Origin of the sequence: Maledivibacter halophilus (genome assembly GCF_900167445.1) — a bacterium.
Classification (GTDB): domain Bacteria; phylum Bacillota; class Clostridia; order Peptostreptococcales; family Caminicellaceae; genus Maledivibacter; species Maledivibacter halophilus.
In genome coordinates, this window is the sequence record NZ_FUZT01000009.1 from 1 (window position 1) to 12,823 (window position 12,823).

The 12,823-nt window shown below is 29.8% G+C and carries 11 protein-coding genes; 5 read left to right on the forward strand and 6 right to left on the reverse strand.

The window, feature by feature from the left end; translation table 11 throughout:
* The 3 genes from B5X81_RS16785 to B5X81_RS16795 all read left to right on the forward strand — a co-directional run.
* A partial coding sequence (locus tag B5X81_RS16785; RefSeq protein ID WP_139380380.1) for a pyridoxal-phosphate-dependent aminotransferase family protein occupies positions 1-681 on the forward strand: 681 nt, incomplete at its 5' end.
* 174 nt (positions 682-855) lie between these two features.
* On the forward strand, positions 856-2,049 hold the full coding sequence (locus B5X81_RS16790; RefSeq protein ID WP_079493278.1) for a pyridoxal phosphate-dependent aminotransferase: 1,194 nt from the start codon (positions 856-858) through the stop codon (positions 2,047-2,049).
* A 31-nt stretch (positions 2,050-2,080) separates the two neighbouring features.
* Positions 2,081-2,524: a CGGC domain-containing protein gene (locus B5X81_RS16795; protein WP_079493279.1), complete on the forward strand. Its 444-nt coding sequence runs from the start codon at positions 2,081-2,083 to the stop codon at positions 2,522-2,524.
* Between the two features lie 137 nt (positions 2,525-2,661).
* Here B5X81_RS16795 and B5X81_RS16800 read toward each other — a convergent pair whose 3' ends face one another.
* The 6 genes from B5X81_RS16800 to B5X81_RS16825 form a co-directional block, all read right to left on the reverse strand.
* On the reverse strand, positions 2,662-3,447 hold the full coding sequence (locus B5X81_RS16800; RefSeq protein WP_170917473.1) for an IclR family transcriptional regulator: 786 nt from the start codon (positions 3,445-3,447) through the stop codon (positions 2,662-2,664).
* A gap of 213 nt (positions 3,448-3,660) precedes the next feature.
* Positions 3,661-4,887 carry a dicarboxylate/amino acid:cation symporter gene (locus B5X81_RS16805; RefSeq protein WP_079493282.1) on the reverse strand — a complete coding sequence of 409 codons (1,227 nt, stop codon included), beginning with the start codon at positions 4,885-4,887 and terminating at the stop codon, positions 3,661-3,663.
* A gap of 178 nt (positions 4,888-5,065) precedes the next feature.
* Positions 5,066-5,929, reverse strand: a complete 864-nt coding sequence (locus tag B5X81_RS16810) for a response regulator (protein WP_079493284.1) — start codon at positions 5,927-5,929, stop codon at positions 5,066-5,068.
* Positions 5,929-7,215: an ATP-binding protein gene (locus B5X81_RS16815; RefSeq protein ID WP_079493285.1), complete on the reverse strand. Its 1,287-nt coding sequence runs from the start codon at positions 7,213-7,215 to the stop codon at positions 5,929-5,931. Before B5X81_RS16815 ends, B5X81_RS16810 begins: the two co-directional genes overlap by 1 nt.
* 33 nt (positions 7,216-7,248) lie before the next feature.
* A complete protein-coding gene (locus B5X81_RS16820; protein ID WP_079493287.1) occupies positions 7,249-7,962 on the reverse strand; it encodes a DUF6320 domain-containing protein in 714 nt (237 codons plus the stop codon).
* A gap of 13 nt (positions 7,963-7,975) precedes the next feature.
* On the reverse strand, positions 7,976-9,256 hold the full coding sequence (locus B5X81_RS16825) for a hypothetical protein (RefSeq protein WP_079493288.1): 1,281 nt from the start codon (positions 9,254-9,256) through the stop codon (positions 7,976-7,978).
* Positions 9,257-10,028: 772 nt separating this feature from the next.
* On the opposite strand from B5X81_RS16825, the gene B5X81_RS16830 reads away from it, so the two are divergent.
* Both B5X81_RS16830 and B5X81_RS16835 read left to right on the forward strand, forming a co-directional pair.
* Entirely contained in the window at positions 10,029-11,435 is a 1,407-nt protein-coding gene (locus B5X81_RS16830) for a sigma-54 interaction domain-containing protein (protein ID WP_079493290.1), read from the forward strand.
* Positions 11,436-11,764: 329 nt separating this feature from the next.
* On the forward strand, positions 11,765-12,784 hold the full coding sequence (locus tag B5X81_RS16835) for a zinc-dependent alcohol dehydrogenase (protein WP_079493291.1): 1,020 nt from the start codon (positions 11,765-11,767) through the stop codon (positions 12,782-12,784).
* Positions 12,785-12,823: the final 39 nt, after the last annotated feature.

The window sequence follows — 12,823 nt, forward strand, 5'->3', positions numbered from 1 at the left end:
AAATTTAAAGATACAATGTATATAGTAGATGGAGTATGTGCAACAGCAGCAGAACCAGAATATATGCATGATTTTGGTATCGATGTATTATTAACGGGATCACAAAAAGCCTTTGGAGTAGCTCCAGGCCTTGCAATAGTGTTGGCAGGACCAACAGCCTTAAAAAGAAGAGAAACACTTGGAGACATACCAGAATATTATGCAGACTTTAAGAAATGGGAACCAATAATGGATAATCCAGCAAAATACTTTGCAACACCAGCAGTTAATATGATATGGGCCTTTAAAGAATCAGTAAAGATAATAAAAGAAGAGGGAATAGAAAATAGATATGAAAGACATAAAAAAGTTGGAAGGGCAATGCAAAAGGCATTGGAGGAATTAGGCTTTAAAATACTGGCAGAAAAGGATCATAGGGCAGTTACATTATCAAACCTAATATATCCAGAGGGTATAGACGATGGAAAGTTTAGAAGTTTGCTTGCACAGGAAGGTATAGCAGTGGCAGGAGGATTAGGAGCCTATGCCGGTAAAATGTTTAGATTAGGACATATGGGAAATATAGATACCCATGATTTAGTGTCAACCCTATCAACTATAGAAAGAGCTCTATATAAATCAGGTATGAAGGATGTAATGGGTAAAGGTGTCGCGGCTTTGACTACTGAACTGGCTGAATAGGTGATAAGAAAGCTTTATAGAAGTGCTTCATAGTGAAGCAAACAAAAAATTCAATTTGCTTCACTATGGATACTTCTTAAAGTTGTTTATCCTTATAATACTTTGAAAATAAGTAAGTTGTATAGTATACTACTGCTGAGCTCAAATTTTTATAATTTAAGGAGAGGAAGCAAAATGAAATTATCGAACAGAATAGCATCTATGCAGCAATCACCTATAAGGAAATTGGTACCTATTGCTGAAGAAGCGAAAAAGAATGGAAAAAGGGTATACCATTTAAATATTGGACAGCCAGATATTCCTACTCCAAAAGTTTTTTTCCAAGCACTTAAAAGTTTTGATGAAAAAGTTTTGAAGTATTCATTTTCAGAAGGCATGCCAGAATTAAGAAATAGCTTTAGTAAGTATTATAAAAAACATAATATCAATTTTGATAAGGACGATATTATTATTACCAATGGTGGAAGTGAAGCTTTGCTGTTTACATTATTAGCTGTTTGTGATTATGGAGATGAGGTACTCATTCCTGAACCCTTTTATACAAATTATAGTGGCTTTAGTGAAGTTGGAGGAATAAAGGTTGTTCCTATTACTACCAAGGCCCAGGAAGGATTTCATCTTCCAAATAAAGATGAAATAGAAAAACTTATAAACTGTAAAACTAAAGCAATACTTATTTCCAATCCAAGTAATCCTACGGGAACAGTATATACTGATAAAGAAATATATATGCTTAGGGATATTGCTAAGGAATATAATCTTTTTATTATAGCAGATGAAGTTTATAGAGAGTTTATATATGATGGATTAAATTACATAAGCTTTGCTCAACTTGAAGATATAAAGGACCAGGTTATTATAACAGATAGTATTTCTAAAAGATATAGTGCTTGTGGTGCTAGGATTGGATGTGTTGCATCAACCAACAAAGAACTAATGGAGCAAATATTGAAATTATGCCAAAGTAGACTTTGTGTGCCTACTATGGAGCAAATAGGAGCAGCATCCTTAATTAATGTTCAAGATCAATATTTTAAGGATGTGGCTAAGGAGTATAAGAAGCGTAGAGACATTGTTTATAATGCACTTAATAATATTGATGGAGTTTTTTGCAGAAAACCTGAAGGGGCTTTTTATGTGATAGCAAAGCTTCCGGTAAAAGATGCTGAAAAATTTGTCATTTGGATGTTAAAGGAATTTGATGTAGACAATGAAACAGTGATGATGGCACCAGCAGAAGGGTTTTATGCCACTGAGGGGCTAGGAAAAGATGAAGTTAGAATATCCTATGTTTTAAATGAAGAGTCTTTAAAAAAGGCAATGCTGATATTAGAAGAAGGTCTAAAGAAATATATAAGATCTAATTAGAAATTTTAAAAAGAAAAGAGGATTAAATTCCATGAAAAAAGTAGGCATTATCATATGTGGAAGGTATCATAATTGTGGCGGAGGTAAATGTCTGAAGGCTTTAAGAGAGAGGGAAGGGGGCTTTGCTCGATATTCTAAGGAAGAAGAACTGGTTTTAGTGGGATATACAAGTTGTGGAGGCTGTCCGGGAGGAAATATCGAATATGTTCCTGAAGAAATGATAAAGAATGGGGTGGATGTAATACATTTAGCAACTGGAATGGTAGTGGGATATCCTCCATGTCCAAGAATTCGCCAATTTAAAGAATTTATAGAAAATAAGTATAAGATTCCAGTAGTAATTGGAACTCATCCTATTCCAATGAAGTATTTTGAAGCCCATAGTAATCTATCATTTTGGAATAGCATGAATATGTGGGAATTTGCTGAGGATTTAATGGAGGAAGATAAAAAGATGATGGAAAAATATAACTAAATAAGTTTTCAAATGTAATATTTTAATAATCTCAAAAAGGCTCCTTTCAAAATAATTTAATGAAGAAAGGGGTCATATTTTTATTATAAATTATAGATAAAATATTTGATGCTTGATAAAATTAAAGTTTTCTATATTTATTTGTTTTTAAAGTATTTAGAAGCTTCATTTGTAATTTCAAGTATATATTCTATCCATTTTCCAGTGTTTTCTTCGTTAAATCTAGAGGTCGGTCCTGATATACTTATGGCAGCAATTATTTCGTCGTTAAATCCTAAAACTGGGGCAGCAATACAGCTTACTCCTAATTCTCTTTCTTCATGGTCAAATCCATATCCATTATTCTTGATTTTATTTAGTTCATTCTTTAAAGTATTTATATCAATAATAGTTTTATCAGTAAATTTTTTAAGATTTAAACTTTCAAGTATAGTTTTTTGTTTTTCAGGAGATTGATATGCTAACAGTATTTTCCCTGCAGCACTACAGTATAGAGGTGCTCTAGCTCCAGTTTTAGTAAACATTTTAACTAATCTATCACTTTCTTCCTGAGCTAAATATACTATCTCATTGTTATCTAATACAGTTAAATTAGAAGTTTCTTCTGTTAAATTTTTTAGTTTTTTCAAGTATGGTTTTAGTATTAAAGAAAGACGATTTTGTTCATTAGCTATTTTGCCAATTTGCCAAAGTTTAATTCCTAATCTATATTTTTTTGTTTTAGGATTTTGTTCAATAATATTAACCTTTCTTAAAGTGTTTAACAGATGATAAGTTGCACTTACACCATAATTTAAACTATTACTTATTTCAGTTACCCCTACCTCTTCATCCGAATATGCTATAAATTCCATTATTTCTATAGCTTTTGTTACTGAATTTATTGTTTTCTTTCCTTTTATATTTTTACTATTTTCACTCATGTTTTTCCTCCATATTTTCTTCATTATATGCTAATTATAGTACATCAAAAAAATATTTCAATTAATCTCCATTATATCATATAACTAAAGTCAATTATATAGATTTCCATAGTGAAACTTGATAGTTGACGACAGTTTTATTTTAAAGAAAGAAAAAAAGCAATCTTGCTAGGATGTTTGACTCTAGCAAGATTGCCTTTAATTTTATACTATTTAACTTGAAGGTTCACCGATTGGTTCCAATTCATTTTCTGTTGAAGCAACGACCACAGCACATGAGGTATCTCCAATTACATTTACAGAAGTTCTTGCCATATCAAGTATTCTTTCTATACCGGCTATAAGAACAAGACCATCCAGTGGTAGATTTACTGATTGTAGTACAAGGGTTAACATTATAAATCCTCCCCCTGGTACTCCTGCAGTTCCGATAGAACCAAGTGTTGCAGTTAAAATGATAGTAGCAATTTGCCCGAAGGATAGATCGACTCCATAGACCTGAGCGATAAAGAGTGCACATACACCTTGATACAGTGCAGTACCGTCCATATTTATGGTTGCACCTAAAGGAAGTACAAAACTAGCTATTTTTTCCGAAACACCTAGACTTTCACGGGTAGACTTTATTGTCACCGGAAGGGTTCCAGATGAACTTGTTGTACTAAATGCTGTTATAGCAGCAGGAGCAATACCTTTAAAAAATTTAACAGGACTTATTTTACCAAATATCTTAACAGCAGAAGAATATACTAAAACAGCATGTAAGAAACAGCCGAAGTAAACTGCAAAAATAACCATGCTAAGAGGTTTTAATACATCAATACCATATTGGGAAATTACAGGAACAATTAATGCAAATATACCATAGGGCGATAGTTCCATTATAAATGCTGTGATTTTATACATTATTTCTGCTAAGCTTTCAAAGAAATCAACAAAGGGCTTGGATTTTTCTTCGCCTATAGCGGTGCATCCAACACCTAAGAATAAAGCGAAGGCTATTATTTGCAATATATTTCCAGATACTAAGCCATTTAAAGGATTGCTTGGGATTATATTCAGCAATATGGATGCCACAGATGGGGCTTGTTCAGCAGCCATATTAGCATCTACTGGTATACTTAAACCACTACCAGGGTTTATTATCTTACCTAATAGTAAACCTATAGATACTGCAATTGCTGTAGTAGAAAGATAATAAATAACTGTTTTACCTCCAATTCTACCTAGGGATTTAACATCACCGATACTTGCAGCACCAACGATTAGAGATGAAAAAACCAATGGAACTATGATCATCTTAATCATATTGATGAATAAAGTACCGAAGGGCTTGATATATGTTTGAGCTATATCAGGTACACCTTGCATAAACAGACCTACAATAATACCGACTATAAGACCTAAGAAAATTTTAGTTGTAAGTTTTAACTTTTTCATAATCTCCTCCCTTTCTGAAAATTATATTTTATTAAAGATAAACAGAATAAGGACTCAAAATTTATTAGACCTAAATCTGTTTATCTTTGACACTAATAATAAAATATACCATTTCAGACGGAAAAAGACATAAAAAGACTGATACAGACCAATTAGATTCAGATAATTTAAAATAATCTTAAATTGAATCCTTTATAAGAATAATACTGCTTTCAATAAATTTTCTTATATTTATTTTTCCCTGCTTAAGGGAGTTACCCCGTAGATAATTCATTTGTTTTCGAAGTTCATTAAAATCAAATAATTGAGGACCGTAGTTTTCAAAAACAGGATTCATATAATCTTCAATACCAAGGGAAGCCATTATATTAAATGATTTAGATATTGTTCGTCTTATACGTTGTTCAACAGCATATAATTGAGTTTTATCCTTGGGATTGTCAACAAGGGCTTTATACATATCTGACAATTTATATTTGTTTCCATCAAGCTTATTTACCCAAATAATAGCTTTTATAAGGTCATCGCAGCCAGTTTCACCAATTATACCCAATCTGCTATAAAATTTTTTTATCTTATTTTTCACATAATTGTCTGAAGAATTATTTTCTAATTTCGTTAAATAATCTATATTTGAAAAGGTATCTTTAAAGCTATCTATTATGCTTTTCATCATTATGTTTCTTTTAGCCTTGTTTATTATAGTTATTACTTCAATTACATTTATTGGCTTATTGATAAAGAATTCTATATTGTGATTATATGCTTTGGCAATCATGTTTTTATCACTTACTTCTGAAATCATAATAATTGTAGGGAAGTAAAGGGTTTGAATTTCCCTTATTACATCTAAGCCATCCTTATCTGGTAATAAGTAATCTAATAGTATTATATCTGGTTTTAATGAAGAGATTTCCTTTATTGCTTTGCTGCCTGTGGTGGCCATACCAACGAATTCATTTGGAAAGTTTTCATTGATAATATTATTCAAAACATTTACTATTCCCTTATCATCATCAACAACAAAAATAGAGTTTTTCATTATTCACCTCCACTAAGCTTATAATAGGGTATCTCCACTGTAAATTCAGTATATTTGTTTAGCTTGGATTCTACCCTTATCTTTCCTTTGAAATAATTTTCTACTATGTGTTGAACATGGGTTAATCCTACACCACTAGACATTTTACCTGTTATCCTATCGTACTTAGATGAGTAACCAGCATCAAAAATATCTATTAATTTATCTTTTCTTATACCTGGTCCGTTATCCCAAACTATGAATTTAACTATATCATTATTCCTTAAACAATTGATTTTAATTTTACCAAATTTATCAATAGCTTCAATACTATTTATAGCTAGATTGTTAAGTATGGATATTAAATGATAATATTCCTTTGTGGTAAAAATGGAATTATAGTTAATATCAATGGATATTTTTTTATTATGCTTTTCAGCAATTTTACTCATATTGTCTTTAATGATATATAAAATATCTTTGTTGCTCATATAATTGACGACACTTTTTTTATCAAAGGCTGATTCCATTCCTGCTATTACCCTTAGATAATCCTTTTTCACCTCATGTATTTCCTTAGCCACCTTTAATAAAACAGATTTTAAATCTGGGTCTTCAATATCATGATAATAATTATGTATTAAGCATACTGTGTTTTCTATATCATTTCTAGATTTATTTAAAAAAAATAGCTCTGTTTTCAAGCGGGAAGTAAATAAAATCAAGTCTCTAAAATGCTTTTCTCTTTGGTCTTTTTTAAATCTTTTTACGTAATAACTACTTAACCAAAAAACCAAATAGTTAATTATAGTTCTTATAAAGCCTATAATAATTATTAGCATAATAATTTTGTCAAAGTGACCTGATGTCCAAACTTTACGTGTAAAAGCTTCTACTAAATTTGAAAAGGAATCGCAAACCCATAGGCTAAGCATGAAATTTAAGGGACTGTTGGTTTTATGTCGTACCTCTAATAGTTGAAAAAGAATACCAAAGGATATATAGAAAGTAATAACTGGTATGTATATTAATATGACTTCACTAAAGCTATAAAAACCATTGTTTAAAAATACTACTATACTTCTAAATAGAAACATTGAAAAACCAACTAAAATACAAATGAAAATAGCATTATAATCTTTAAAATATAATAAAAACAAGGATAAAATAACTACTGCAAAAGATAGTCTAAAACCATATGTATAAGGAGTAATATATATTTGGCCCATAAATACACTTAATATACATATGGCAAAAACATTCTCGACTTTCCTTCGATTTTCCTTAATTATGTTAATTATGTTCAAATTATCACTCCTAAGGCTATAGAAGATAAGAAACTATATATGAAACTTTCTTTCAAGTTTAATCTTATATTTTTCCGGTAGTCCATAATGCAGATAAAGAAATAATACGGAAAAAGGAAATAAAGATAAAGCTACAATTAAAGACCAATACAATTTGACATAGTGATTTGTATGTAGTGATATAAAAGTTTCTGTTACCACACAGCAAAGTGTTATAGACATAAAAATATATGATATAATGTTTAATCCCTTTTTCCTAGTCTTTTTAAAAAGATAAGCAAAAATTAGTGTAGTTATAGTGCAAATAATGACACAGGGAAGTCCGATAGGTATAAACCAATCCAGGTGTCCATTAAATATGTCTAAAAAGTATAATAGAATAATTGTAGTAATGCTTATACCTATTACTGAAACTTTAAATTTGGGAATAAACTTAAATATAAAAAATAAATAAATCCAGCTTGCAATTACACTGACAACACTATACCTTGACCAGGTGAATTTCCCTTCTTCTGAAAGATTTTGAAATAACATAATTTCAATAGCAGTTAAAAGAATCACAGAAATAATGATGAATATTCTACGTTTTCTTTTTTCAATCTTACTAGGATAATCGTTTTGTGGAGTTGGAAATCTGTCTGTATCTTCTTTTTTTTCTGGCATTATATCTGGAATAGGGAAATCACATAAAGGGCATTTTTTAATACTATAATCAACTTCTACGCCACATTTTGAACAGTAAGGCATATATTTTCACTCCTTAATTTGTTTCAATTTTTACTGGTATGTTCATTTTCCTTATTTTTCTAAAGAAAATTCTTTCTACATCGTTATTACTTGTCAATTTACCAAAAGTTATATTAAGCTTATCCCTATAGCTAATAATAGCTACCTTAATGATATTACCTTGACTGGGAGGAGGATATAAATCAAATCTATCGATATATTCTTCAATTTCCTTTGGCATGGTTATTTTACCCATATTCGATAAGCCACTTGTATAACGGCTTTCGGCAACAATATTATAGGCTATAGGTAAAACTAAGTTTTTCAAAGGTAATGGAAATAATCTAAGTATAATTGACAATTCACTTTTTACATTCATTTTTATCTGTTGACTTATATATCTTTTATCAATTTCTGTTTGCATAAAATAATGAACATATTTAATAATTTCTTCGAAACTATATATTCCAAGCCTAGGGTCTATTTTAGGAGTTACACTTATAAAAAAGTTGCGCATTGTTTTTGACGGATATATTCCTCTTAAATTTACAGGAACATTAAGTATTATTGGCTTTATGAGTTTTTTCCTTTTTTTAGAAGGCATTGAATAAATAATTTCTAAAATTGACTGAAAATACAGTGCTAAAAGAAATTCTGTCAAAGAAACATTGAACTCTTTAGCCTTAGATAATATGGCTTTTGAAGGTATTATACCAGTTACAATATGATATACACCTTTTTCCTCTAGGGAAAATGGAAATTTGAAAGCTCTATCTTTTTTGGGGGGCTTTGGAATTTTTTTATTATAATATTTTTTAAAAGCATCTTCATATTCTTCTATATGTGGTGCTTCATTATATTTAAAGAACCCCTCTGTGTCTGTAGTCTCTATTCCCTTTAATCTGAAGTATTCCACAATTAATGATTTTAAAAAAATCAATCCACCTGTTCCATCAGTTATAGAATGGGAGAACTCTACAGATATCCTTTTGTTATAATATAAAACTCTAAAGGGAAATTTTCCTCTTTTTTTAACTTCCATATTCATGCATGGATAAAAAATTTCCTCTTCTACTAAAGGGATTTTAGATGTATGGACAAAATAATACCAAAATATACCTGATTTAAGATTTACCTGAAAATAAGGAAACCTTGGCATTAGGATATTAAGAGCATTTTGCAATATCTCAGGATCAACTATTTCATATAGTGTGACAGAAAGTCTAAATAAGGTACTTACTCTTGAAGACATTATAGAAGGATATAATTTTCCAGCATTATCAAGGCGAAACCAGCTATTATTTTTATGTGTCATGTTAGATAACCTCCAAGGCTGTTACAAGTAATTTAATTATATACTATAGCGATCAGTTTACAAGGGCATTGAACTATATGTTTATTTTGTGCTTTTATGTTCTATATTATATCATTTTTATGGTTTATATTATATTAAAAAAAGTTCTAGTTCATTTGTTTTCAATGTTTTTAAGACTTTTCAAATTCCTTTAATTTTAAAGGGCTTTGTGATATAATCAATATATAGAAAATTTAAAAAATTACCTCCTATTAGGGTATTAATTGAACAGTTACATATTCATATTGAGTCCAAATATAATGAAATTAAGGCTATTAAAAGTTAATTGGCCTATATTTAAGAGAGAAATTTTAAGAAAGAATGATTAATAGTATGGAAGAACTAGTGAGAAAATAGATAGTAATCAGCTATCTATTTTTAATGAGCTGAAAAAGTCGTAATCTTAAACAAGAAGAGCCTACTAAATAGGAAGTTGTGATAAAGGATAGAAAAGTATTTGTTACTCTTGAGCTGATTAGTTATATTCTATACTTGAAATATAGCCATGCTCCTTTATGGACAAAAAGGCTATTTTAAAAATATCATTCCTTTAGGCTTAAGGACTGACATCCTGTCAGTTCTACGAATTTTCCTGAAATCTTTCAGATAGTTTTCTAACTAAATTTCCGAAATCATTCTTTTTTCTTTTGAGTAATTTTTAGTATTCATAATCCATCTATTTGAATCAAATATTTTTATATTGTACAAGTATAAAAGAGAAAGAAGTGAAAAAATGGATATAAAAAAAGAGTTAGAAATAATAAAAGAAAAATATAAAGTACAAAAAACTATTTTTGATAATGCATATGATGGTATGTATATAATGGATAAAGATGGATATACGGAAGATATAAATGATGCATACTTACAAATAACTGGACTTAAAAAAGAAAATTTAGTTGGATTTCATATGCAGGAGCTTATTGAAAAGGGGTATTTTAATGAATCTGCTGGTCTTAAAGTATGTAAAACTAAAAAAACTGTAACTATAATAGATACTTTCCAAAATGGGAAAAGATGTTTAGTGACAGCTAATCCTGTTTTTGATGATGATGAAAGATTTATAAGAGTAGTAAGTACAGTTAGAGATATGACAGAACTAATGTTATTACAGCAAGGAATTGAAGAAACACAAAAACTAAATGAACAGTATGAAGAAGAAATTAACTATTTGAGACAACAAAATATGAGTAGAAATAGAATTATAGGAAAAAATAGTGAATTTATCAAATTGTTAGAACTAGTTCATAAAGGCGCTGGATCCGATGCTACAGTCTTAATAACAGGAGAAACAGGAACGGGCAAGGAAGTTATAGCTAAAGAAGTACATAATTCAAGTTATAGAAAATCAGGACCCTTTATTAAAGTTAATTGTGCAGCAATTCCAGAGAATCTATTAGAGTCAGAATTGTTTGGCTATGAAAAAGGTGCTTTTACTGGGGCACAAAAAAGTAAACTTGGTAAGTTTGAACTGGCGCAAAAAGGTACAATACTTTTAGATGAAATTGGAGAAATGCCAACACAACTGCAGTCAAAAATACTTAGAGTAATACAAGAAAGGGAAATTTACCATCTAGGTGGAACTAAGCCAATAAATATTGATATAAGAATAATAGCGTCAACAAATTGCAATCTGATAGAACTTATAAAAAAAGGAAAATTCAGAGAAGATTTATATTATAGATTAAATGTAATTCCTGTTTCAATTCCACCACTTAGGGATAGAAGAGATGACATTGTGCTGTTTGTTGACTATTTTATTAAAAAGTATAATAAAAAATATAATAGATATTGCAAATTATCTAGAAAGGCCCTTAGATTATTGGAGAAATACGATTGGCCAGGTAATATAAGAGAACTTGAAAATTTAATTGAGCGGTTAATTGTTACTTCTGATATAACTATAATAAGTGCTGAATATCTAATTGAATTCGATGAGGAAAAATTTTGTTATGATATAAATTACTCTTGTGGAAAAGGGAAATTAAATGAAATTGTTCAGAATGTTGAAAGGCAAGTGATAAAAAAGGCTTCATTAAAATATAAGAATACAAGAGAAATGGCAAAAGCATTAGGGGTAAGTCAACCTACAGTTGTTAGGAAAATGAAAAAATATGGTATTAGTCCAAAAAATATATAGAATGTAAATTTTACTGGATATTGATTGAACAAATTCCTAGATTAAAAGTATTAATCAAAAAATAATTTGATTAATATTAGTATCTAGATTACTAAATGAATCAAGAAAGCTGTAAGCAATCTAAATTGAGGAATAATTATATAAATAACAACTATTTGATACAGAAATAAATCAAATAGTTGTTATTTTTTTATAAAAATTATAAAATTCAAAATACTCAAACCACAATCAATTCAACACATGGATTTTAAAAGAACCCTGTTATTCTTTATCGGCATGATAATTGCTATGTATATTATTATACCATTTTAAAAAATAGGGGTGATAATATGTTAGCAATAGTAAAAGAGAAAAGAGGACCTGGTTTTGCCATAAAGGATGTTAAAAAGCCAGTAATCAAAGAAGATGAAGTATTAATAAAAGTTGTTTCTGTAGGAATATGTGGTACCGATATTCCTATACTTGGAGGAACTAGAGATGTTCCTTTTCCCATGATACCAGGCCATGAATTTTCAGGAGATATAGTAGAGGTAGGAAGTAATGTAAAGAATTTTACCATAGGAGATCGAGTAACAGCAGGGCTTGTAATTGGATGTGGAAATTGCAAATTTTGTATAGATGGAAAAGAGTCTTTATGTGATGAACTTATAGAAACAGGAATACATGTGGATGGAGCATTTGCAGAATATGTATCAGTTCCAGCTAAAACAGTATTTAAATTAAGTGATTCTATGACCTATGATCAAGGGGCTTCAATTGACCCTATTGCATCGGTATATAGAACAGTAAAGAAAGCCAATATTGGAGCCAAGGATGTAGTAGTGGTATATGGACCTGGTCCTATAGGACTATATGGAGTTCAAACTGTTAAGGCTCAAGGAGCAAAAACAGTTATAAATATTGGTGTAAAGGGAGATGAAAAAAGACTAGAAATTGCTAAAAAAACAGGTGCTGATTATACGATTAATGCAAGTGAAGAAAATGTAGTAGAGAGAATAAAAGAAATTACAGATGGAGAAATGGTAGATATATTAATAGATGCTGCTGGCCATCCAAGTGTTATAGACCCTGCAATAAAAATACTTAAAAAGGGTGGAGTTTATGGAATAACAGGAATATATCATAAACCAGTTGAAGCAGATTTTGGAAAAGTAGTAAGAAGTGAATTAACTATATTCGGAACAATTTGTTATACAAGAAATGAATACAAAGAGTGTATTGATTTAGTGGAAACTGGGAAGGTAGTAGTTGAGCCCCTTATTTCACATCATTTCGATTTAAAGGATATGGATAAGGCTTGGGAGGTAATCCAAAAAAGGGAAGCAATAAAGATTATCTTAAAGCCATAATATAAAATCTTTAAAAAATTAGAAGGGAGATGAAATGTA

Excerpts from the sequence above, each read along its gene's own strand:
- B5X81_RS16800 (WP_170917473.1), bottom strand. The coding sequence starts at position 3,447 with ATGAGTGAAAATAGTAAAAATATAAAAGGAAAGAAAACAATAAATTCA.
- B5X81_RS16830 (WP_079493290.1), top strand. The coding sequence starts at position 10,029 with ATGGATATAAAAAAAGAGTTAGAAATAATAAAAGAAAAATATAAAGTA.
- B5X81_RS16805 (WP_079493282.1), bottom strand. The coding sequence starts at position 4,887 with ATGAAAAAGTTAAAACTTACAACTAAAATTTTCTTAGGTCTTATAGTC.
- B5X81_RS16835 (WP_079493291.1), top strand. The coding sequence starts at position 11,765 with ATGTTAGCAATAGTAAAAGAGAAAAGAGGACCTGGTTTTGCCATAAAG.
- B5X81_RS16810 (WP_079493284.1), bottom strand. The coding sequence starts at position 5,929 with ATGAAAAACTCTATTTTTGTTGTTGATGATGATAAGGGAATAGTAAAT.
- B5X81_RS16795 (WP_079493279.1), top strand. The coding sequence starts at position 2,081 with ATGAAAAAAGTAGGCATTATCATATGTGGAAGGTATCATAATTGTGGC.
- B5X81_RS16825 (WP_079493288.1), bottom strand. The coding sequence starts at position 9,256 with ATGACACATAAAAATAATAGCTGGTTTCGCCTTGATAATGCTGGAAAA.
- B5X81_RS16820 (WP_079493287.1), bottom strand. The coding sequence starts at position 7,962 with ATGCCTTACTGTTCAAAATGTGGCGTAGAAGTTGATTATAGTATTAAA.
- B5X81_RS16790 (WP_079493278.1), top strand. The coding sequence starts at position 856 with ATGAAATTATCGAACAGAATAGCATCTATGCAGCAATCACCTATAAGG.